General features: G+C 50.6%; 22 protein-coding genes. 17 read left to right on the top strand and 5 right to left on the bottom strand.

Going from position 1 to position 22,842, the window contains the following annotated elements; all coding sequences use genetic code 11:
• Window positions 1-4: 4 nt before the first annotated feature.
• Entirely contained in the window at window positions 5-856 is an 852-nt protein-coding gene (locus tag ACZ520_RS14880) for a hypothetical protein (RefSeq protein ID WP_416480067.1), read from the bottom strand.
• 227 nt (window positions 857-1,083) lie between these two features.
• Here ACZ520_RS14880 and ACZ520_RS14875 point away from each other — a divergent pair, with 227 nt between their 5' ends.
• Both ACZ520_RS14875 and ACZ520_RS14870 read left to right on the top strand, forming a co-directional pair.
• The gene (locus tag ACZ520_RS14875; RefSeq protein WP_416480068.1) at window positions 1,084-1,752 is read left to right on the top strand and encodes a hypothetical protein; all 669 of its coding nucleotides are present in this window, start codon (window positions 1,084-1,086) and stop codon (window positions 1,750-1,752) included.
• A gap of 16 nt (window positions 1,753-1,768) precedes the next feature.
• Window positions 1,769-2,419: a hypothetical protein gene (locus ACZ520_RS14870; protein ID WP_416480069.1), complete on the top strand. Its 651-nt coding sequence runs from the start codon at window positions 1,769-1,771 to the stop codon at window positions 2,417-2,419.
• Window positions 2,420-2,488: 69 nt separating this feature from the next.
• Here ACZ520_RS14870 and ACZ520_RS14865 read toward each other — a convergent pair whose 3' ends face one another.
• Window positions 2,489-4,102 (bottom strand): hypothetical protein, encoded by a 1,614-nt coding sequence (locus ACZ520_RS14865; protein ID WP_464126301.1) that lies wholly within the window; start codon window positions 4,100-4,102, stop codon window positions 2,489-2,491.
• Window positions 4,103-4,321: 219 nt separating this feature from the next.
• On the opposite strand from ACZ520_RS14865, the gene rnhA reads away from it, so the two are divergent.
• Both rnhA and ACZ520_RS14855 read left to right on the top strand, forming a co-directional pair.
• Entirely contained in the window at window positions 4,322-5,086 is a 765-nt protein-coding gene (gene rnhA / locus ACZ520_RS14860) for a ribonuclease HI (RefSeq protein WP_464126299.1), read from the top strand.
• Between the two features lie 6 nt (window positions 5,087-5,092).
• Window positions 5,093-5,869: an SDR family NAD(P)-dependent oxidoreductase gene (locus ACZ520_RS14855; protein WP_374031075.1), complete on the top strand. Its 777-nt coding sequence runs from the start codon at window positions 5,093-5,095 to the stop codon at window positions 5,867-5,869.
• A 33-nt stretch (window positions 5,870-5,902) separates the two neighbouring features.
• Here the strand turns inward: ACZ520_RS14855 and ACZ520_RS14850 are convergent, their stop codons facing one another.
• Genes ACZ520_RS14850 through nadB form a run of 3 tightly spaced genes read right to left on the bottom strand, consistent with a single transcriptional unit; the run spans window position 5,903 to window position 9,002 of the window.
• Window positions 5,903-6,499 (bottom strand): hypothetical protein, encoded by a 597-nt coding sequence (locus ACZ520_RS14850; protein ID WP_088564358.1) that lies wholly within the window; start codon window positions 6,497-6,499, stop codon window positions 5,903-5,905.
• Window positions 6,499-7,350, bottom strand: coding sequence for an alpha/beta hydrolase (locus tag ACZ520_RS14845; protein WP_464126297.1), 852 nt, complete (start codon window positions 7,348-7,350; stop codon window positions 6,499-6,501). The genes ACZ520_RS14850 and ACZ520_RS14845 overlap by 1 nt, the downstream gene beginning before the upstream one ends.
• Before the next feature lie 38 nt (window positions 7,351-7,388).
• Window positions 7,389-9,002 (bottom strand): L-aspartate oxidase, encoded by a 1,614-nt coding sequence (nadB, locus tag ACZ520_RS14840; protein ID WP_464126295.1) that lies wholly within the window; start codon window positions 9,000-9,002, stop codon window positions 7,389-7,391.
• 139 nt (window positions 9,003-9,141) lie between these two features.
• On the opposite strand from nadB, the gene ACZ520_RS14835 reads away from it, so the two are divergent.
• The 13 genes from ACZ520_RS14835 (at window position 9,142) to ACZ520_RS14775 (ending at window position 22,761) form a co-directional block, all read left to right on the top strand.
• A complete protein-coding gene (locus ACZ520_RS14835) occupies window positions 9,142-11,394 on the top strand; it encodes a sensor histidine kinase (RefSeq protein ID WP_464126293.1) in 2,253 nt (750 codons plus the stop codon).
• Complete coding sequence (locus tag ACZ520_RS14830) at window positions 11,395-12,885, top strand: GGDEF domain-containing protein (RefSeq protein WP_464126291.1); 1,491 nt, start codon at window positions 11,395-11,397, stop codon at window positions 12,883-12,885.
• Between the two features lie 9 nt (window positions 12,886-12,894).
• Window positions 12,895-14,103 (top strand): alanine racemase, encoded by a 1,209-nt coding sequence (alr, locus tag ACZ520_RS14825; protein WP_464126289.1) that lies wholly within the window; start codon window positions 12,895-12,897, stop codon window positions 14,101-14,103.
• Entirely contained in the window at window positions 14,100-14,927 is an 828-nt protein-coding gene (locus ACZ520_RS14820; protein ID WP_088564364.1) for an MlaE family ABC transporter permease, read from the top strand. The genes alr and ACZ520_RS14820 overlap by 4 nt, the downstream gene beginning before the upstream one ends.
• A complete protein-coding gene (locus ACZ520_RS14815) occupies window positions 14,927-15,691 on the top strand; it encodes an ABC transporter ATP-binding protein (RefSeq protein WP_088564365.1) in 765 nt (254 codons plus the stop codon). Before ACZ520_RS14820 ends, ACZ520_RS14815 begins: the two co-directional genes overlap by 1 nt.
• Window positions 15,688-17,064 (top strand): MlaD family protein, encoded by a 1,377-nt coding sequence (locus tag ACZ520_RS14810; RefSeq protein WP_088564366.1) that lies wholly within the window; start codon window positions 15,688-15,690, stop codon window positions 17,062-17,064. The genes ACZ520_RS14815 and ACZ520_RS14810 overlap by 4 nt, the downstream gene beginning before the upstream one ends.
• A 3-nt stretch (window positions 17,065-17,067) precedes the next feature.
• The gene (locus ACZ520_RS14805) at window positions 17,068-18,840 is read left to right on the top strand and encodes a tetratricopeptide repeat protein (RefSeq protein ID WP_464126286.1); all 1,773 of its coding nucleotides are present in this window, start codon (window positions 17,068-17,070) and stop codon (window positions 18,838-18,840) included.
• Entirely contained in the window at window positions 18,840-19,496 is a 657-nt protein-coding gene (locus ACZ520_RS14800; protein ID WP_464126284.1) for a hypothetical protein, read from the top strand. Before ACZ520_RS14805 ends, ACZ520_RS14800 begins: the two co-directional genes overlap by 1 nt.
• Window positions 19,496-20,458, top strand: a complete 963-nt coding sequence (locus ACZ520_RS14795) for a 3'-5' exoribonuclease YhaM family protein (protein ID WP_374031068.1) — start codon at window positions 19,496-19,498, stop codon at window positions 20,456-20,458. Before ACZ520_RS14800 ends, ACZ520_RS14795 begins: the two co-directional genes overlap by 1 nt.
• Before the next feature lie 12 nt (window positions 20,459-20,470).
• Window positions 20,471-20,977, top strand: a complete 507-nt coding sequence (cysE, locus tag ACZ520_RS14790; protein ID WP_088564370.1) for a serine O-acetyltransferase — start codon at window positions 20,471-20,473, stop codon at window positions 20,975-20,977.
• 1 nt (window position 20,978) lies between these two features.
• Entirely contained in the window at window positions 20,979-21,404 is a 426-nt protein-coding gene (locus tag ACZ520_RS14785) for an Mpo1 family 2-hydroxy fatty acid dioxygenase (protein ID WP_088564371.1), read from the top strand.
• Window positions 21,405-21,898: 494 nt separating this feature from the next.
• Window positions 21,899-22,525: a 30S ribosomal protein S4 gene (gene rpsD, locus ACZ520_RS14780; protein WP_088564372.1), complete on the top strand. Its 627-nt coding sequence runs from the start codon at window positions 21,899-21,901 to the stop codon at window positions 22,523-22,525.
• Entirely contained in the window at window positions 22,525-22,761 is a 237-nt protein-coding gene (locus ACZ520_RS14775) for a hypothetical protein (RefSeq protein WP_088564373.1), read from the top strand. The genes rpsD and ACZ520_RS14775 overlap by 1 nt, the downstream gene beginning before the upstream one ends.
• The last annotated feature ends 81 nt before the right edge of the window (window positions 22,762-22,842 follow it).

Below are 22,842 nucleotides of genomic sequence, written 5' to 3'. Positions count from 1 at the left end.
TTCCTTAGAATACAACAGTCACAGATCCGTAAACGATGGAAGTGTCTTCGTCCATAAGGTCGATGTTGGAGTCAGTGCCATTCGGTTTCAAAGTCGAACCGCTGTTGGTATGACCCATGGCAATCGAGAACGTTGGATTGATTTCATAGCCGATTTCCTGAGAGAAATCGAAAGAATCACGCATCACACGCTGGTAAGACCAGGTGTTCATATGCACGAAGTCCGCAGACAGGGAAATGCCGTTGGCAAAAGAGTAAGCAAAGGACAAACCCTGGTTCGATGAGTATTCTGTGTTCACAGATCCATCCAGAGCCGTTTCATACTGGTGGAAGTTGCGGTTGAAGCCCAGAGTCGCCGTGATATCCAGTCCCGAAATGAGATAGTCCGGATTGACAATGAAAGTCGTTCCCGCCGTCAGGGCCGTGATCATATTCTGTCTTTTCTGAGCGTCTTTGGAAGTTGGCGCCACCATGCCCACGCGATAGTTCATGGACAGGCGTTTACCCACCTCGAACGGTGTTCGGTTCACACTGAAAGTGGTGTTGCTGAAAGAATCGTTTTGGGAGTCTTTCAAGTCCTGCGCATAACCACCCTGAACGCGGGCGGTGAAAGTGTTGTTCAGCTTCAGGTTGAAGCGGGCCATATAGTCCATGGATTCCCCACGGGTGCCGTCTTCATAGTCGATCATATTGGTGGAATAGCTGGAATTGATAAAACCGCTCCAGCGGCGACCGTCCTTTTTCGGGGCTTGCATCACGGATGTTGCTGATGTCACAGAAGCATTGTTGGCAAGCGCGGGCGCTGCCATCAGAGCACTGATCAGAAATCCAAGAATAGGACGAATAGCAAAAGACATAGGCCACCTCAGAACCATTACAACTGCGAATCGGGTGCCATTGAAATCCGACCTGAGCTGCAATAGGACCCAAGGTCACTGTCCAAGGTTTGGTCACCGGGCCAATTCCGGCCTCATCTCGGTAGAAGGCCTACTGACACCGGTCTAGAGTTCAGGCGTATCTGGTGATACATAGTACACAATAATGAGTTTATTGAATATATTGAAGTTGGTGTGAGGAGTTAGATGTGACCGTGGTGAGTAAAGTAATCGCTGTTCTTGTTTTGTTGCTTCCGGTTTCTTCCGTTGAAGGAAAGCAAAGTCTTAATCCTGCCGAAGCGCTTCGAAACGAGGTTGGATTTGTTTTGGATAAAGGGAAATTTCAGTGGAAAGGCTTAACGAATGTACCCAAGGGGTACACGAAATTTCAGAATCCTTTTTTTTCGGCCGTATATCCTAAAAAATGTTTCTCGCTGCTGCCAAATGGTGGCGGTGATGACATATCAGATTCTTTGGGATTAGTTTTTGAAAGAACAATGTCTTGTGGGGGATACCAAAAAAGCACTGAAAACAAAAATTGGTTGGCCGTTCGTTTGACAAATGAGTATTCAGGAAAAGACTCGGTAGCGGAAAAGATTATGAGAGGTAGTGCCGTATATAAATCTTTGGGTACGATCAATGGGAAATCGGCGGCAATTCTGTTGTTAGCATCAATGGATAGTCTGGGTGGAACTGGTCAAGTGGTAGCAAATATAAAGGTTTATGTTCATTGCAAGGGCAAGCACTATGTTTTCGACACGTCTTTCGAGCCTGGCCAAACTTCAATTGATATCATTCGCAGCCGGAAGTTTGAAATTCCCAAAGACTTCAAGGATATAATTTCTAGTTTTGAGTGCACTGGTAAAAATGTCATCTAGCTCTTTGGGAGGGGTAGTGCCTAAGCTTCTGATTCTTGTTCTTGGTCTATTGTGGGCTATTCAAGGAGGTACCTCTGGTGTCACCGAGGCCCATAGATTGGTGAAAGAGGTCAAGGGGGTTCAGGTGGACCCTCAGCCCTTTGAGTGGAAGACATCGGTAACAGCGCCAAAGACAATCGATTTAGTTATTAATCCATTCTTCAAAGTAAAGATGCCGAAAAGCTGCTATGAATTGTCTCCCAATGGCGGAGGCGACGACATTTCGGAGTCGTTGGGCCTAGTTATTGAGCGTCTGAAAAAGTGTCCTTCGTATGTAGGGGAAGAAGAACTTCCTAATTTTTTTACGCTCACGTTGACGAACTGGTCCACAGAGAATTTCGACTCAGTTGAAAAAGCAAGTGTCGTTAATCAAGTGTATCGAAGAACGGGGAAAATCAATTCATATCCTGCTGCTTTGATGTTGTCGACAGATATGAACAGCAAAAGTAAAGTTGTGGCATATTGGCATATTTATCTTCAATGCAAAGGCAATCACTTTATGATAGTTGGGGGATTTCCTAGCGGCCAGCCGTCTATCGATATTATTCGCAGTCGTAAGTTTGAAATCCCCCAGGACTTTAAAGACATCATTTTAAGTTTTGAATGCACTGGAAAGAACGTAAAATAGGTCCATTTCTCGAAAACTTAGGCTTCAAGAAGTGCCTGAGACTTTTCAACCCGCGACACCTCTCGGCCCTTAGAAGACGACGACTGTCAGCTTGTCTCCCTTGGAAAGTTTCAGGGTGAATTTGATTTTACCACCAGCCACGTCGTACTGATCGGCCTTGACCTTTTCAAGCTCTGCACCGCTCTTTCTTTTTAACAGCACATCGCGGATCTTCATACCCTCTGGAATCTCCAAAGGAAACTCCTGGCTGATATACGAAACAGAGGAAGCGATTTTATCAAAGGCTTTTTTATAACCGTCATCGTCCTGACACAGGGAATAGGTCTGCACAACGCCAGGACTGGAGCTTTGCAGGCGTTCAAAGGTTTCCGCATAAGACTGTCCCATTTTCAGCTCGCAGCTTTGACCGTGGGTATTGCCCACCACCGCCATAAAGTAGTTTCCTTGCAGAGCCGTCTTGGAAATATCGCGAAGGAAGTTCTGGGCTATATCAGTCCCGCCCTCCAGCAAGTACCCCGAGCGTACAATCCCACGGCGCACCCCTGTCGGGCCCGTCATTTTACAGGCCTGAGTCGCAGCAGTCCCTGGGTAAATGGAAGCAAGATAAGCCATGATATTCGCATGTCCACGATAGGCCTGAGAACAATAGTCCGTCAAACCTTCGCTTTCCTCTACATAGTATGTGGAAGCGCCTTCGGTGTATTTACATTCTGTCAGATGAACCTCGTTAAAGTGGAAATTCACCCCATTATAAGAGGCCGTTTTGCCCACCAGCGCAGCCATACTGTCCTGAACACGCTTTAAGTCCTCGCCCTGACAGTTCTGTCCTGCCAAGCCTACTTCACTTTGTCCTTTTGCCAGATAATTGTAACCATAGAAAGTGCGCGTTTCGACGTTCGTGCTGACTCCGTCACGATAGCCCACCCCCGTGAACGTAAATGGAATGCTGACTCTTTTATAAACGACAGACATCGTGCGGTCATAGTTATAAACCAGATCATTCATACAATGACGACCTTGATAATTGTCTTCGTCCGTCAAAACGAAGAAGACCACCTTTTCATTTGTCGCAGGCTTCTGATATTTGTTTGCCGCGAACTGAACAATCGAACACAGAGCGGATTCATTATCACTTCCCGCAGTTCCCATATTCAGCACGGATTGTTTGATACTATTTACGCGAGACTGACGAACAGACGCCGAATCACGGGGGTCCAGCACGATAGACTGTGGACTTCCACCATAAATCGTTTTAGCAATGGCTTGAGTGTCATTGGCGGCCAGCTCTGAAATGTCGTTCACATAAACTTCACTGCCTGTTTTCAGGCTTCCATAAATCAAAGTGCCAGAGGCGGTAAGATAGCTGGAGGTGGACATAAGCTGCACAGTCACCTTTTTCGTGGCCAAAGAGGCCAGTAGACCGTCGATACGAGCCACCAGTTCTTCCTGTGATTGCTTCATTGTTTGGGAGTTATCGACCACCAGAATCAACTGTGTTGATGGGTATTCCACAGATTCTTCCGTTTGGAACTCAGACACTTTGGCATTTTCGGGAAGTTCACCGTCAATTCGATAGGCTGTTTCAGAGTCCATATCAAAACGCAGACTTTGCGGTGCACAGTTCTGAAAAGAAAGAACCAATATGGACGCCCCGGCCAAAGCCGCCAACCTATTCTTTTTCACACATCCCCCCGGATATCTGACTATTATTCTACTCATTGTGGAATATCAGGGGAGACCTTGTCTCAAAAAAATACAAAAGTCCTAAAACAAAGCGTCTCGAACTTCTGTGCGAACGCCTAGGGGAGCGGGACTGTAGGGGGCGCCGGATGAATCAAGGCGGCTTTAATTCCTATGCCGACTACGCACAGGGCATTGACAGAAAAGCCCCGGCCCGTAAGGATGTTGGGCGTGTCTACAAATACTCGCGATCATATCATGATTTATTCCGACGGAGCCTGCTCCGGCAATCCCGGCCCTGGGGGCTGGGGCAGTGTGATTCTTTACCCTGACAATCAGGTGCAGGAGCTGGGGGATGGTGAAAAATCCACCACCAACAACCGCATGGAGATGACGGCCGCCCTTGAGGCCTTGAAGGCCATTGCGCACATGAAGGTGCCAGTGCGTTTTTATACGGACTCCACCTATCTGATTCGTGGGATCACCCAGTGGGTGCATGGTTGGCGTCGTCGCGGCTGGAAAACTGCTGAAGGTGGCGAAGTTTCCAATCAGGATATCTGGGAAGAGCTGTCCCATGTCGTTGCTGCCCGCGGGGCACAAGGCAAGATCGAATGGCACTATTCCCGCGGTCACGTGGGAATACCTGGGAATGAACGCTGCGACCGTATTGCGGTGGCGTTTTCCAAGAACGACTATGTGTCTTTGTACTCTGGGAGTTTGGATCAATATCCCTACGATCTGTTGCAGGTTCCTGCTGACACCAGCCTTCCAGAAATGAAGGGCCCTGGTGAAAAGAAGAAAGAAGCCTTTAGTTACCTGAGCAACCTAGGGGGCTTGGTTTACCGTCATCGCAACTGGCCTTCTTGTCAGAAGCGCGTGAGTGGGCAGTCCGGAGCGAAGTTTAAAAAAGCCACCTCGGCCGCCGAAGAAATCGAGATTCTGAAGTCCTGGGGTTTAAGTCCCAGCACGGTTATCAAGGAAGGATAAGCACCTATGGAAATCACCAACCGTCATGTCCTGATCACCGGAGCCAGTCGTGGAATCGGTCGTGCCTTTGCAAAAATCTGTGCCGAAGACAAAGCCCATTTGCATCTGGTGCTCAGAAAAAAAGACGACGAAGTGATCAAGGAATTTGAATCCCTGGGTGCCAAGTCCGTGAACATCTGGGAAGCAGACCTGTCGACCCGTGAAGGCGTTGAGCATCTGCTGGAGCAAATCAAAGATGTGCCGGTGGATATCCTTTTCAACAATGCCGGTGTATTGACCGGTGGTCTGATTGAAGAACAGCCGATCAATGACGTATACAAGATGCTGCAGGTGAATGTGAATGCGCTGGTGCATCTGACCCAAGGGGTGCTGCCAGGCATGCTGAAAAGAAAACGCGGAAAGATCATCAATAATTCCAGCGTCTCTGCGTATATGAACTTCCCGTGCGCTTCGACCTATGCAGCAAGCAAGGCGGCCGTGATGGCTTTCACCAACTGCATTCGTCTGGAACTGAAAGACACCGGCGTCAGCACGTTGCTGCTGATCACCCCGGGAATCAAAACCCGCATGTTTGATGAAATCGAAACTTTGTATTCCAAAAACTTTGTGATTCCATCGGAATCAATGACTCCGGGGAAGTATGCCGAAGTCATCCGCGAAGCGGTTTTGCATGATCTGGAAGTGGTGGAGCCATCCGGTTTGACGGGGGTGGGGTTGAAGATCGCAAAGCTTGCGAAGCCCCTGTTTGAAATGGAAGTCATGCGCCGGTTCAAGCGCTCTTAAAACTAAAAAGCCCGCTTTCAGAGCGGGCTTTTTTTATTTTGAAGATTTGTAGCTTAAAGTTCCTGAGCCCACCGGACCGGTGATGGTCAGCTTCTGGTCCTTGCCCTCGATGGAAATCATCGGAACCGGGAATGTGAAGGTGTAAGGGGTTGAGAAGCGGTTGTGAATCGGGTACAGGCCCTGGATTTCCGCCAGCGGCAGTTTGATTCTTGTGGCCTTGCCTTCGAAGCGGCGGCCATCCACATCCAGGAAGATTCTCCACACAGTGTCAGCTTTGTACAGATCGTCGTTCTTTCTTTCCGGTGTAAAGAAGGTCACAAAGAATTCAGACTGTTTGGAAAGACGCTGTTCAAACTTCGCTTTTTCTTCTGCGTATTTTTCTTCCGTCCACTGATACAGGCGCATGCTCTGATCCAGTTGCGCGGCAGCGACTTTGGAATTCAACTGAATGCCTTCAACATCCAGCACGTTGTAAAAGCCGTTGTAGGTGCGAAGTTTGTCCGAGTTGTCTTCCAGAACTTGCATGTATTCGTCAGACGTGCGCAGGGTGCGACCGGACGGAGTCACTTCATAAGTGGAAGCGCAGGCGGACAGGATTGTGACAGTGGCCAAGGCCAGAAAATATCTCATTACTTAGACTCCAAAAAACCGTCGAGGAACTTTTTGATATCCGCATACACGGTCTGGCGGATCGTATCGTTGATCAATTCATGCTTTCCGCCCGGATAGACGTAAAGCTCTTTTTCTGTGGTACCAAGATGTTCGTACAACGCTTTGGCTGCCGCAGTGCTGATCACCGGATCGGCATCAGACACAATCACCAATGCAGGTTTTTTCAGCTGATTCGCACGAGGGTTGACGAATTCAAAGGATTCCAGGAAGCCCAGAAAAGCGCCGGGTGAAACACGCGTGTGGCGAAGAGCATCCTGTTCGTATTCACGGATCACATCTGGATCGCGTGTCAGCATGTCGTTGGAAAGCTCATTTCCCATGGTGATCTGTGGCAGAAGCTTGTTCAGAATGCCAGCGCCTTTGGCTTTGAACGCCGGAACCGGAACTGTCAAACCCAGCAGCGGAGCACTGATGACCATCGCCGTGCAGTCGATATCGGAATTTTGCAGCAGGGTTTTTAGCTGAATCAATCCACCCATGGAATGGCAGTACAAGATCACCGGGCCTTTTTTGACCTTTTCATCTTTCATCACCATGTCGAGGAAGATTTTGTAGTCCTTGCAGTAATCGTCAAACTCCGCCACGTAACCGCGGCGTCCGTCCGAGCGACCGTGACCGCGCAAATCCCAGCCGTAAAAACTCCATTTGTCGCTTTCAAAAGCTTTGATCAGTCGGTGATAGGATTCCGAATGTTCGCCATGGCCATGCGTGATGATCACGGTGCCGCGCGCTTCGGGATTGTCCCAAATCTGGAAGAAAAGTTTGATGTCTTGGTAGCCCTTAAAGAAGCCTTCAGATCGTTTGTACATACTGTCTTAGCTTGCCGTGCCCGTTTAAAGCGGGCAAGTCAATTCAGGCCTCGAACCACGATTGTATCGTGGGCGGTCTTGCTCTTTTCCGGATAGTCGAGATTGTAATGGATACCTCTGGACTCATGTCTGCGCAGAGCGCACTCCACCGACAGGTCGGCCACAATCGCGATATTACGAAGCTCCAGAATGTCCGGGTGGATCTTCATGTTCGAATAATATTCTTTGGTCTCTGAAAGAATGTTTTTCAGACGGTGCTGGGCGCGTTCCAGACGTTTGTTAGAGCGGACAATCCCCATATAGTTCCACATCAGGCGGCGAATCTCGTCCCACATGTGGTTGATCACGATCATCTCATCGTCGTTGGATTCCTGAGGATGAGTCCAGGCTTTCGGCTCCTTGTCCGTCAGCCTGTAGGTGTCCCAGTGCTTTTTGATTTCCTCAGCGCAGTTGTGAGCCGTGGTCAGGCATTCCAGTAACGAGTTGCTGGCCAGACGGTTGGCGCCGTGCAGACCTGTGCAGGCAGTTTCGCCAATGGCCCACAAGCCTGTGATGTCCGTGCGACCTGAAACATCTGTCAAAACACCACCGCACAAATAGTGCGCTGCCGGCACCACCGGGATCGGTTGGGTGCTCATGTCGATGCCAAATTCCATGCACTTGTTGAAAATAGTCGGGAAGCGCTGCTTGAGGAATTCACGATCCAGTTTGGTCATGTCCAGATACACACAGTCAGCACCGGTTTTTTTCATTTCATTATCAATCGAACGAGCCACCACATCGCGCGGAGCCAGTGAGCCCAGTTCATGATACTTGCGCATGAAGGCTTGACCCTTGCTGTCGATCAGCTCGCCACCTTCGCCGCGCAAAGCTTCCGAGATCAGGAAGTTGCGGGATTCGCGGTGATACAGGCACGTCGGGTGGAACTGCATGAATTCCAGATTGGCGATGCGGGCGCCCACTCGGTACGCCATCGCGATGCCGTCGCCGGTCGCGCCACCCCAGTTGGAAGTGTAAAGATAAACCTTGCCCGCACCCCCGGTGGCCAGAGCGGTGTTTTTTGCTATAAAAGTATGCACCTCTCCGGTGTCTTTGCTAAGGGCGTAACAGCCGATGCAGGTCACCGGATCCATGTCCGCAGGGTCGACCTCTTTGTTCACGATCAGGTCGATGGCGTAGTACTTTTCCATCAGGGTGATGTTCGGATTTTCGCGAACTCTTGCCAGAAGAGTGCGATGGATCTCTAAACCGGTTTGGTCCTCGAAGTGAAGAATGCGCCTTTTGCTGTGTCCGCCTTCGCGCGTCAAATCCACTTCGTTGGTTTCTTCAGAGCCTCGTCTGCGGACGTCAAAATGAACGCCCCAGTTTGTTAAATCTTTAATGCGATCAGGGGCTTGCTCTACATAATCTCGGACGACAGTTTCTTTGCAAAGACCGGCTCCGGCGGTCAAAGTGTCCTGCACGTGGGACTCAAAACTGTCTTCTTCCGACATCACCGCAGAGATTCCACCTTGAGCCATGGCCGAGTTGGTTCCACCGGCGCTTTCTTTGGCCAGCACGATCACTTTTCCATTTTCCGAGAGCTTCAGAGCCAAAGCCAAGCCAGCAGTGCCAGAGCCGATAATCAAAATGTCGCAGCGGTGAGTACTCATAGTGGGGATCTTCTACCCCTTTTAGTGGCATTTGCAAAGGACTCTTGCTTGATTCTTACCAGTTTCTAAAACTACAATAAAATCAAAGGTATCTCGCTCTTGGAAGAGCGTGGAGAAGTTACAGGAAGGAACTGCCTCAATGAAAGTTAAACTCATCGTCGTTCTGATTGCGGTGGCGGCTGTTTTCATCAGCGCTGTCTTGTGGCGGACGGACAGTTTTGTCTATGGGGACCGTATGAGTTGGGTCGAAGCGCAGACCCGCACCCAACTGGGTGCCATCAACCATTCATTGACGGTGGAATTGAAATCCCTGCAGCGCCTGGTTTCTGGTTTGAATTCGGAAAGTTTCCAAAAAGGAAAAATGAACTGGAGCTCCATGGCTCCGTATTATGCGGTGGCCGCTTTTTCTGTGCGTGGCAACGAGCTCGATCCGCAGGCCCTTGCTGTTCGTGAAAATTCCAAAGCCGCGAACTGGAACAAAGAGTTTGTGAAAGCGGCCATTGGCAACATCGGTGCGCGCGGCAATGACATGAGATTTTATGTGAAGCCGTTCCAGGATTCCCAGCGCGGTCGTTACGTGGCGCTGGTGTTTTTGGAAGGCACGCGCGCTTATGCTTTGATCGGTTCCGGTGAAACCTTCCAGTCCCTGATCGACGCACAAAAAGGTTCTTTGAGTGCGTTTTCCATCGTGACGGCCACAGGTCTGACGGTGGGTCACTCAGTGCCGGAATATCTGGGCACGGTGATGCGCGATGATCCTGTTTTCCGTGAAGCGCAAAAAAGCGGATCCTCCCACGGCAGTTCTGTTTTCAAGCTGGCTTCCGGTCAGGATCTTTACGGCATGTTTGAAATGATCCCGCAAAGCAATCTGTATGTGCTCAGCTCCGCTCCGCTGAAAGAGGCGATGAAGGGGCGCACCGGATTGTGGTGGCAGTTCCTGCTTCTGGGGGCGGGTCTGGTGCTGGTGGGTGCGGCTGCTGCATTATGGGTGATTTCACCTGCGGAAAAAGAAATTGAAACCTTGGAAGCCCAACTGGCAGAAGCGAAGGCAAAACCGGCACCGGCTCCGGTGGTCGAAAAAGTCATCGCGCAAGATCCAGAGATCGCGCACAAAGAGCGTCTGGATGCTTCGATGCGTGTGGCTTCGGCGCTGGCGCATGAAATGCGCGGGCCGTTGGCTTCCATTCTGGGCTATTCGCAGATCATTCTTTCCAAAACTCCGGAAGCCGAAGTTGTGCAAAGCACGGATTCCATTCTGCGTGAAACCCGCGCGGCACGTTCGGTCCTGGACAAGCTTCTGGGATATGCCGGCGAAGAAGTGAAAGAAAAAAATGCCATGCGTGTTGAAGGTCCGCTGGTGCGCGCCCTGAAGCAACTGGATACGCTGTTTGCGCAAAAAGGCGTGAAGATCACCAAAGACATTCAGGACACTCACGCGAAAGATCTGGATGTGGACGGCGTGACGCGCGCAATGGTGAACATCATGACCAACTCGGTTGAAGCGATGGAGCGTATGGCGAAAAAGGAAATCAAGGTTTCCCTGTACGAATCCGAAAGCGGAACCCATCTGGACATCGAGGACTGTGGCGAGGGCATTGAACCTGCGAACATCGAAAAGATTTTTGATCCGTTCTTCACAACCCGTTCGTTCCAGAATCACATGGGGCTGGGTTTGTCGGTGGCCTTCGGAATTCTGAAAGAGCACAACGCCGATGTGAAAGTGGAATCCCAGCGCGGGCAGGGCACGAAAGTGATGATCCTGTTCAAGAAAACCATGGGTCTTGCGGTGATGAAAGCGCCGGTGGCGCCAAAGCAGGAGGAGGAAGAAGTGATTGTGATGAAAGAACTGCCTCGCCTGAAAGAAGAGTCCCCGGAGCGCGCCGAAGCCGAAGCGAACTTTGTCGCGGCAACCACGGTGCAGCCGGAGCCTGCGGCATCCCCGCTGGATGTGAACATCGACAACCTGCTGGAAGAGCTGCCTGAGGTGGTGCCTGCCAAAGTCGAGCCGGTGGCGGCAACGGAACCGGTGATGGTTAAAAAGATCGTTAAGAAAACGGTGAAAAAGAAATCCCAGCCTGCCAGCGATGAACTGACCTTCATTGATGGCTTCATGGGTGAAGAGGTCGAGGAGGAAGTTGAAGTGGAAGAGGAAATTCTTGTGGCGGCCGATCAGGCCGAGGCTTCCGCTGAAACTGTTGTCGCTGCGGCGACAGAGCCCGTGACCAACACGGCGATTCCGGTGGAGCACGCTGCCGGCGCCAGCCTTGCTGATATGGATGATGAACTGACTCCGGTGAATTTTATCGTTCCGCCGAAAATGGCTGCGACGAAAAAAGAATCCAAGCTCGACGGATATCATGTTGAAATTCGCCGCCCTGGAAAGAGGATTTAATTGAACATTCGCGATTACAGTTCTCAGTTTACGGTTTTTGTTTTCACCACGGATGTGGATCTGGGGGCGTCGGCGAAAGTGTATCTTTCACAAGCCGGCTATGATGCCTATTTCTTCCAGGATCCTGAAACGCTGGAACAAAGACTGAAAGAGAACGCCCCGCATATTCTGGTGTTTTCCACAGCGGCCCTGGCGGGTTCGCTGAGTGATTTTGTCAGCATCGTACAGGGGATCAACGACGAGATCCGCTTTATTGCGGTCAGCTCGATTTCCCAGTTCGATATTCTGGCTCAGTACAACAGCCACGGTTTTGTGGATGTGATTTCGGACGATGCCGCAGCCCTTGAGTCCCGCGTGGTGTGGGCGGTGGACCGTGCCTGTGAAAAACTTTATCTGACCTATCAGAACGAACAGTTGTTTGATGATTTGAAATCCACCGAATCACGCATGGAAGAAGTCCACGCCGCGGCGGTGAAAAGCATGAAGCAGGCGGAAGCTGAAAAAGCTCCGACGGTTTCCATTTCAACCCGCATCGGCGAATACCGTTCTGCGCAAAGCAAAGAGGATCTGATCCAGAAGTATCTGAATCAGTTGCCGGGCAGTCTTTGTGTGTTCTTTAAATTCCTGCCTTCAGTTCGTTCGTTTGTGGCAACCCATGCCAGTGGCATTCCGGGTTCTGACATTCAGGGTGTCGGCGTGCAGTTGGAATCCAACGACATGAAAGAGCTGAGCTCGCAAATGGCTGTCGGATTGCTGCCTCCGCGCTTTACCGAAATGCTGGTGGAAGCCTTCCACTTCAGCCCGCCGAAAGCTTTGCCGCTGTATGCGCACAACGCTTTGGAAGGTGTGTTTGTTTATTCCGGCCAACTGCCGGCTGAAGAAGTTGCACGCATGAACGAAGAGTTCACGCTTTTGTCGCTTTGTTATTCGCACTTTTCTCTGGAAAAGAAAGTCGATTCCCTGGAAGTGCAGGACTTCGTCACTGAGGTTTATAACCGCAACTATTACCAGAAAGTTCTGGGCGATGAAGTGTCCCGGGCCCGCCGCCTGAAGCAGCCTTTGTCGGTTGTTAAAATCTCGATGGATGATTTTTATGAGATTGAATCATCTTTGGGTGAAGCGGTGAGAGATGAGTTGCTAAAAGCTGTGGCAACCATCATCACTAAGACCAGCCGAACCAATGATGTCACCTGCCGCACGGGGGTGAATGAGCTGGCGATGATCCTTCCGCACTGCCCGAAAAAGGGTGCGGCTTTGCGCGCGGAACGTCTGCGCCGGATCATCGAAGGCACGTCGTTCATGGATAATGGCATGAAGGTGTCCATCAGCCTGGGTGTCAGTGAGTATCCTTCCTTGTGTGATTCCGCCAAGTCTTTGGATGAATCCGCAACCAAGGCTTTGCTTCACATCAATGACAAGGGTGGAAATAAAATTTGTTTGTTCAAGGCTCCGGAAACCCACAAGCCTGAATTTGAAGTGACAGCGGAATAGAGACTGAGAATGGAAATGTACCGTCGCACGTTTGCGGAAATTAATCTGGATCATCTGAAGCACAACATCCAAGTGCTGCAGAAGGCCTTTCCGCAAACCCCTTTTCTGTGTCCCATGGTCAAGGCCAATGCCTATGGCCACGGGGATGTGCAGTTGGCGCGTTTCCTGGAAGCTCTGGGCATCAAACATCTGGGTGTGTGCCTGATTGAAGAAGGCCTGCTGCTTCGTCGCTCGGGTGTGAGCGCAGAAATTCTGGTCTTCCGCGGTTTCGATCGCGAAGGGGCGGAAAAAATCATCGAATACAACATGACACCGGTGGTGAGTTCCTGGGAGCAGATCGATCATCTGGAGGCTGTAGCTTCAGACCCGGTGGGAATTCACCTGAAGTTTGACACCGGTATGAACCGTCTGGGATTCCGGCCCGAAGAAGCGCAAAAACTTTTCGATCGTCTGTGGCAGAACAAAAAAATCCGATTGAAAGCCCTGGTGACTCATCTGTTTAACGGTGAAGACGCCACGGATTCTCAAGGGATCAGTGCCCGCCAGTTGCGCGATTTGAATCGTGTCAGCACGGTGTTTAAGCCATTTAATATTTTCTGCCACGCTTTGAATTCAGCCGGGATCGTGAGCGCCCTGCAGATGAAAGACGCCGGAAACACACCGGCGGATCATCCGTTGTTCATGCAAAACTGGGGGCTGCGTCCGGGGCTGATGATCTACGGTTACAACCCACTGGGGGCGAAGAACTTCGGGGGGCTAAAGCCGGTGATGAGCCTGAAATCTCATGTGGCCACCTACAGACAGCTTCACATCGGTGAAACTGTTTCTTATGGCGGCACGTGGACGGCAAAACAGGAGTCTGTCATTGCGGTGGTCCCGATTGGATATGCGGATGGTTATCATCGCATTTTATCCAATCAGTCCTCTGTGGTTTTTGCAGGCAAAAGAGTTCCTCTTGTCGGAAACATCTGCATGGATTATCTGATGCTGGATGTGACTGAAGTGGTGCGCGGCAGGGATCTGAAGGACTTTAAGGATCAGGAAGTGACTTTGTTCGGATTTGCTTCCGATGGCAGTTTCCTGTCTCCGGAAGAACTGGCGGTTCAGGCCAAAAGTATCACCTGGGAAATGCTGACCAGTGTGGGCGAGCGCGTGCCGCGTATTTACTCCGGCGTGGATGTCGGATTTGTGTTTGATGAAAGCAGAGGCCAACGATGACCCTGTCGCAAAAACTGTATAAACTGATTGCCGGGCTCGGTCGGTACTTTATGGGCACCATCTCGGATCTGATTTCCTCGACGGGAAAGATCATCATTTTCTTCAATGAAAGTATGCGCCTTATTTTCGCCAAACCCTCGCGTTTTGCCGAAATCATCCGTCACATGGAATTCATCGGAAACCAGTCCATCGGGATTATTTGCCTGACCGGTGGTTTTACTGGGCTGGCTTTATCCCTTCAATTGTATCTGGGTTTTAAACTGTTTAACGCGGTCAACATGGTGGGACCGACGGTGGCGTTGGGTATCACTCGTGAATTGGGTCCGGTATTGACGGGTCTGATCGTGGCTGCGCGGGCCGGGGGTGCCATGGCGGCTCGCCTGGGCACCATGCGTGTGAACGAGCAGATCGATGCCCTGGATGTCATGGGTGTGAACACCAAGCAATATCTGGTGTCACCGCGTCTGGTGGCGGCCTTCATCTGCATGCCGTTGCTGGTGGCGGTCTTTGACTTTATTGCGATGCTGGGAAGCTGGTTCCTGTGTGTGAAAATGGTGGGTTTGGACGAAGCGGTGTTCTGGCAAAAGATCGCCGACTTTATTGAAATCCGTCACATCAACGAGGGGCTTTTGAAGGGGATGATCTTCGGAATCTACTTTGCCCTGATGTGCACCTATCGCGGATTTAACACCACGGGCGGCGCCAAGGGGGTGGGTGAAGCCACCAATCAGGGTGTCGTGCAAAGCATGGTCGGTATTATCATTCTGGATTATTTTGCGACCAACCTGATCCGTCTGTTCTACAGTCTTGTGGGGATTACATAATGGCGATTGAATCAGCAATTTCACTGCGTGATGTGAAAAAGTCCTTCGATGGCGGGCATGAGTTCGTTCTGAAAGGCATCAATCTGGAAATTCCCAAAGGAAGTCTGACGGCAATCATCGGTTTTTCCGGCACAGGAAAAAGCGTGATGCTGAAACACTTGCTGGGACTTTTCAAACCCACTTCGGGAACCATCGAAGTGTTGGGTACAGATCTGTCCACGTTGAATCCGGATCAACTGACGAAGTTCCGCTGCAATTTCGGGGTGCTTTTCCAGTCTGCGGCCTTGTTTGATGATATGACCGTTCTGGAAAACGTCTGCTTCCCGCTGCAGGAACACCGCCGGGATCTGAAGCCGGCCCAAGTCCTTCGTATAGCCGAAGAAAAGCTGCATCAGGTAGGTTTGGAGTCCAAACATTACCATAAACTTCCGAGTCAAATCAGTGGTGGTATGCAGAAGAGAACTGGTCTGGCGCGAGCTCTCGCCCTAGATCCAGAAATTCTGATCTATGACGAGCCGACCACGGGTTTAGATCCCATTCTGACAGAAATGGTGGATAATTTGATCCTGAGTACCCATAAGTTAAAAAAGGGTGTGACTTCAATCATGGTATCGCATGATTTGTCCGCTGCGTTTAGGATTGCCGACCACATCGCGATGTTGGATAGTGGGCGGGTTTTGTTATTTGGTACTCCAGAGGATTTCTTCAACACGGATATTGAACTGGTGAAGAGATTTGTGAATAAAGGGATGAAACATCAATGAATTGGCTTCGCGCTGCAGAATTTAAAGTCGGATTAATGGTGATCGTGGTGGGTTCACTCATCGCGGTCATGTCTATGCAGGTCAGCGACGATCCATCTTATCTTGGTCGTTCCAAAAAAGCCTGGTTCCTTCTTCCCAATGCTGGTGGTCTGGTTAAAAACTCCGCCGTTCGTTCCGCCGGTATCCCGGTGGGTGTTATTAAGGACATTCGTTTGCAGGACGGCATGGCCCGCATCGATATCACTATCAAATCTGAAGTGCCGCTGACGACGTCCGCATCTGTAGAAATCAAAGCTCAGGGCATTTTGGGTGACAAGCACATCGAAGTATACCCAGGTTCACCCACGGATCCTCCGTTGGAAGATAACGCCCAGATCCTGTCCATTAAAGACGGGGCGGGTATGGAAAACCTGATGGCTCAGGTTTCTGATGTGGCAAGCTCCCTGAAAGAAGTGGCAAAAAACCTGAAAGAAGCGACTTCGGAAGACGGCACCCGTGCCCACGTTCTGGGCCGTATCGTTAAAAACATCGAGACACTGACCGGTGATCTGGCGCAAATGACCACCGAGAACAAGGACAAGATCGGCGATATCGTGGATGACATTCACGGCATCACCGCGAACCTTCAGGAAGTCATGAACGACAAAAGCGACTCCGGCCTGAAAGAGACCTGGAAGAAGCTGTCCAACACAGTTAAAAACCTGGATGACATCACCACCCGTATCAACAAGGGTGAAGGTGCTTTGGGTAAACTTATCAGTGACGAACAAACTTCCGAAAACCTGACCTCGGCGATCGATGGTCTGGGGGGAATGCTGGACACTGCCAACCGCATTCAAACAGCGTTTGAGTTCCGCGGTGAGTATCTGAATGAGGTCGGCGCGACCAAGTCTTATATTGGTGTGCAGATCCAGCCGGGTCTGGATCGTTACTATTATATCGGTGTGGTGGATGACCCTGCCGGTGTGGTGGAAACGACGAAAACTGAAGTCACCGGTCCGGGGGCAGGTGATGTTGGGCCGGGTTCTTACACCGAAAAGAAAACCTACAGCAACAAGATCAAGTTCACTGTTTTGTTTGCAAAGAATTTCTGGGATCTGACTCTTAAAGGGGGTCTGATCGAAAACAACGGCGGTTTCGGTATCGATTACTACTTCTTCCGCCGCAAGCTGAAGTTCACGGCTGAAGCCTTCCAGTTCAGCGAAACCAACGTGCGCAGCAGTCTGACTTACAACCTGTATCGCGGTATCTTTATTACTGGTGGTATCAACGATGCCTTCGATCAACAGGGTGCACGTTCCAGCTATCTGGGTGCGGGTTTGTTCCTGACGAACGACGATCTTAAACTTCTTCTAACCAAGGCACCTTTTTAACCTATGAGCGGTGACAACGTGATGAGCAGCACAGAAAAGAACTGGTTGGTTAAATCCTCCACAAGGATTCTGGGCCCCTTCACTCTGGCTGAAGTCACTGAACAATTGCGCTCTAAGCAGGTGTCCATCATCGATGAGGTTCGTCAGCCGGAAGGCCGCTGGAGCTACATCCGTGAAAACAAACTGTTCATGGATATCGTCAAGAATATCCGTGAAGAACAGGATTCCCACTCTGAACAAACCATGACCCAGTCGATTGCTCATCACACGATGACAAGGACTGATGTCTTGCCAGTGACCGATGATCTGACGCCGACCCCGGTGCCACATCTGGATCTGACCCCGCCACCGATTCGCGACATCAAGGATGTGACTCCGGTGGTGCAGACTCCGGCGAACCGTGCCTCGGTGAATGCAACCGCTGCCAAAAGCTATGGCGCGACTGGCGACACCCGTTTGCAGGGTAAAATCCGTGAAAAATCCAATCTTATGCGCTGGGGAATGCTGGCGGCGGCCGTGGCCGTGGCAGGTGTGGTGTTCTTCACACTTTCCCAGAAAGACAAGAATAAATCCCTGGGTTATGAAGAGCTGATGAGCCAGGCTTTGCGCTACAAATCCCTGGGGTTGTACGAAAGATCCCTGGAATCTTATCAGCGCGCTTCCAAGCTGAAAGAGCCGGATGCCGAAGCCCAGGTGCAGATGGCAACCGTGCTGATTTCTGAAGACCGTCAAAGTCTGATGGGCCGCCGTATTCTGGAGCGTGCTTTGGTTCAGGAAAACCGCAGCCGCAGCGAAATCGTCGATGCTTATTTGGGGATTGCCGTGTCCTATATGATGGACGGGGACCTGAAACAAGCTGAAGACACTTTGCAAAAAGCCATCGGGCATGAGCCGTTTAATATTTCTGCTCTTTTGAATCTGGCAATCATCCAGTTAAAAAAAGGGAATTACGGCGAAGCGATGCGTGATTTTGATTCCATCTATCGCAAAAACCCGGGTTCTGTTCTGGCGCTGTTTGGTAAAGCGATGGCCTCGGTGGAATACGCCAAGTCCGTCAACGATCTGAATTTCCTGAACCAACTGGTGGGCGATATCAAAGCCAATATCCAGAAGACCGGTTATCTTCGTCAGGAACTTTTGCTGTTCCTGGTGTACGCGCAAAGTTTGATGGGGGACGTGGACGGGGTGAATCGGGCCGTTGTGCAGTTCCTGGCAGAGATGCCGGGACAGGCCCGCAACTACATCCATCCTTTGCAGGTTGAATGGCGTTTCACCCAGTGGGACTATCTGGAAAAATATTGTGCAGAAGCATTTAAAAAACAATCCCCGCATGCCGAACTGAAAGCGTTGCGTTCCGTGTGTCTGATGGAAGTCAACCGTGACTCGGATGCCGCGAAGATTCTGCAAGAGGCGTTGGCGGAAGCCCCAAAAGATCCGTATGTTCTGGTGACTCAGGCCAGTTATCTTTCCAAAGTGGGGCGTCTGCCGGAAGCTTTGGGAATTCTGAAAATGCCCGAGCTGTCCCAGATTTCTGTAAAAAACTTATTGATGGGTGACATCTGCATCATCACGCAGGATGTGAATTGTGCCCAGACTGCTTATACTCATATCTATAGCTCTGACAAACGAAGCGCGCCGACGTTGTATGGTTTGGCGTGGGTGATGGTGAAGAGCAATAACCGTCCTATGGCTTACGACTATGTTCGCGCTGGTTTGCAGGCAGAACCAAACTATCTGCCACTTCTGGAGTTGAGGGATCAACTGGAGTCTGAGTAATGAAACGTTCCGTCCAGGCCGCAAGCATCTGGATGTTTCTTTTGCTGGGAGCCTGCACGAAGGAGCCCGGTTATCACGTGGCAGATTATCAGGAAATCAAGTTCGAGGATGTTCCTGAAGAAATCAAAATTCCCACCAAGGCCTGGGACCTTTTGGAGTTTAAACCCGCTGCCGACGGCCATGGGCCCGCAGTGGGTAAAAACCTGATCTTTTCCGAACTGACCGTTTTTCTGGTCGAAAAAAATCCTGGTGTGGTTGAAGGTGAAGCCATCAAGATCCAGCTTCCGCGCGGCGGGGGCACGATTGACCTTTCACGCTTTATCACCGACCGCCGGGGCACTTTCTATGTGGGCTTTGATTTTCCGGAATTCACTGATGCCACGGGCAAGAAAGTGTTGTTCTTGAGCAAGGCGCGCAAGCGCCGTCTGGGCAGCGAGGTCTTCGGGGCCGGCTGTAACCAGTACTTTGATATTACGGATGAATTCTTCAAGAAAATGAAGGCCGAAGGACTGAAGGTCAACAGCACCCAGGACAGATATTTGAGTGTGCTGGGGGGAAGCTTCCTGTTCGCGGCGGAAAAAGGGACGGATGTTCATCTGGCCCAGGTTCGATTCACCAACTCTCAACAGCCCCAATTCTTCTGCGAGGAGCGCTGATGGAAAAACAAACTGTCCAAAGTCTTCAGGATAAAAGCAATGTCGACGCTCTTTTCCTGGTGAAGGAAAAGAATGTTTCTGTCGGTAAAAACGGCCGTCCTTTTATGGGTCTGCAATTGGGTGATGCCACGGGCACCATCGATGCACGTCTGTGGGACCGAGTGGATGAACTGGCTCGCGAATTTGAAATTGGCGACATTCTGAAAGTGAAGGGTCTGGTTCAGATCTTTCAAAATCGCAAGCAACTGATTGTGCATCGTCTGGAACGGGTCGAGTCTTCGACGGTGGATATGGCGGACTTCATTCCGGCCACGGCCCGCAATGCCGAAGACATGATGGCCGAACTGACTCAGCTTGTGCGTTCAATGAAAAACGATTATCTGCGCCAGTTGGTGACCGACACCTTGGAAGATCCCGAGATTCGTCCCATGGTGCTGCGTGCGCCGGCCGCGAAAAGCATTCACCACGCGTGGATGGGCGGCCTGTTGGAGCATATTCTTTCCATCTGCAAAATTATGGACTTCATGGGGACGCACTATCCGTTCCTGAATCGTGACCTGCTTTTGTTCGGTGCGATTTTCCACGACATCGGCAAGGTTTGGGAGTTGTCGTATGACAATGGAATTTCTTACACCGATCGTGGCCGTTTGATCGGGCACATGCAGATCGCGTGCGAGCTGATAGACAAGAAGTCCTCACGTATCCTGGGTTTTTCCGAAGAACTGCGTGACATCTGCAAGCACATTATCTTAAGTCATCATGGCAAACTGGAGTACGGATCGCCCAAGCGTCCGAAGTTCCTCGAAGCGATGGTGGTGGCCATGGTGGATGATTTCGACAGCAAGGTTGCCACAGTGAAGACCCTGATGGATAACGAGCGCGGTTCCGGAGAAAAGTGGTCCCGCTATAGCGAACTGTTTGATCGCTATTTCCTGCTCGATGATATGAACGAGAAATACTAGAAAAGAAGCACGATGATTAGTGGCATTTTGGAATTCCTGCGGACCTATAAGAACTACGACCCGGCGGCAAAATCCCTGTGGGAGATCGCTTTGCTGTATCCGGGACCCAAAGCCGTGGCTTTGCATCGGATTGCTCATGAACTTTATGGGATGAAATTATTTTTCCTGGCCCGACTGGTGGCCGAGATTTCCCGTTGGCTGACCGGCATTGAGATTCATCCCGGCGCCACTCTGGGAAAACGCCTGGTGATCGATCATGGCTTCGGTGTCGTGATCGGGGAAACCGCCGTCATTGGTGATGACTGCATCATCTTTCACGGTGTGACTTTGGGTGGATTGAAATTTGATCCTGTGAAACGTCATCCAACGGTTGGCAACAAAGTGCTGATCGGAACTGGCGCCAAGATTCTGGGACCTATCACTATCGGTGATGGAGCCCTTGTGGGCGCCAATGCCGTGGTGATTCGCGACGTGCCGGCCGGGGCGACGATGGTGGGGCCGGTTTCAACTCAGAGGTAGCATGAAAACGCTGGAACAATGGTTTGCCGAATACAGTGAAAGTCATCAGCATCCCGTCAACCAGCGCCTGCACAAAGTCTGCGTGCCCTTGATCTTCTTTTCTATCGTTGGAATGCTTCTGCAAATCCCTGTTGAACTGGGGCCGATCAAGCTCGGAGAGCTGTTGATTGCCGTGGCTTTGGGTTGGTACATGACCCTGGGTCCCCGGGTTTTTCTGGTAATGTTGGGCCAATTGGTTCTGAGTTATGCTTTGGTTTACGTATTAAGTCTGTGGGTGTCACCGATCTGGCCCTTGGTCCTGATCTTCGTTTTGGCGTGGGTGGGACAGTTTTATGGGCACCACCTTGAAGGCAAAAAACCATCTTTTTTCAAAGACTTACAGTATCTACTGATCGGACCCTTGTGGGTGGTCCGTGGCCTGTTTTGAGTGCCAAGATATTCTCATCCTGTTTTCATGACTCAAGCTTCATATTAAATGGTTCGCTTGCCGCCGTGCGTTTCTGAGATACTAAGGGTGATCTTAATCTAGGCGAAAGGAGTTCGGCTATGAAGCAGACAGAACAAATCCAGACGGTGCCAACTTCGACTCCGCACCAGGAAAGCAACGGAACAGTTGCTCCGGTACGCAAGAGAAGAAGTCGCAGACGTCTCAGCGGTTGGTAAGCCCAACCGCCACAGCCGGTGAACAAGGCCCATCCGAATAAGCGGCTGAACCTTTTTGACCGGCTTTTTTTTAAAGCTCCCATTTCGGGGGCTTTTTTTTTATTCATTTTCAGTTGGCACTTCAGTTCGTTTTCAATCTCATCTTCTTTTCAATCCGCTTTCCTCACGTTTTCATTCGCGCTTGTTTTCAATGAAATGCTGTTCTTTCACTCAGGGTGCTTTTAAATCGTCTGACGACATTGAAGGATGAAATAATCTATGAACAGACAAGGTAAAACGCCACGTTTTAAAAGACAGAGAAGACTTTTGACCGAACTTCCCGGTATGGGGAAGGCGGGCGCTCTTGAAAGACGCCCTTATCCTCCAGGTCAGCACGGCTTGCAACGCCGAAAGTACTCTGAATTCGCTTTGCAACTTGAGGAAAAACAAAAGCTGAGATTCCACTATGGTCTGCGCGAGGAGCAGTTCCGTCGTTTGATCAATAAAGCCAAAAAATCCAAAGCCACCAACTGGGTTGAAGCTTTGGTGAACTTGCTTGAAAAACGCCTGGACAACGTCGTATTCCGCCTGGGCTTCGCTGGCAGCATCCCGGCAGCAAGACAGTTGGTATCTCATGGCAAGGTTCTTGTGAACGGCAAGAAAGTGAACATCGGCTCTCAGATCATCAAAGTGGGCGACAAGATCACTTTGAAAGATGAAGCGTACCAAAATCAGGTTTACATGGCTGCGAAACAGGCTCCACGTCTGCCTTTGCCATCATTCATGGCTAAAGAAGACGTCGCAGGCAAAGAACAAGGCCGCTTGACTGATGAACCGAATCTTGAGGCCGTTCCATTTGCCTTCGAGCCGGGTTTGGTCATCGGTTACTACTCAATGAGGGGCTAATGAAAACGACGAAGTTCATCGAAGCAGAGCAAATTGCTTTCGAAGAAGTAGCTGAAAACTGGGTCTCCGTAAAATTCGGGGATGAGAAGTTCGTGATCGACGTGGATACTCTGTTCGATCTGTCCTTCCGCTGTGCTTCTTTCCTGGCACAAGTCGAAGCCAAGGAAGAAGAACAGGCCGCAATGCAAGGCACCTGTGTCTGCGAAGGCGTTCCTGCAGAAGCTAAAGTACACTAAGAAAAAGGCCTCGAAAGAGGCCTTTTTTTTTGCCCAAAATCCAAAGCCATCCAGGCTCCGCTGGCACCGTGATTGCTCCCT

It is taken from the genome of Bdellovibrio sp. BIS2 (genome assembly GCF_055398295.1).
Note: the sequence above shows the minus strand (reverse complement) of the source record. Positions and strands in the feature narration are given on the sequence as shown.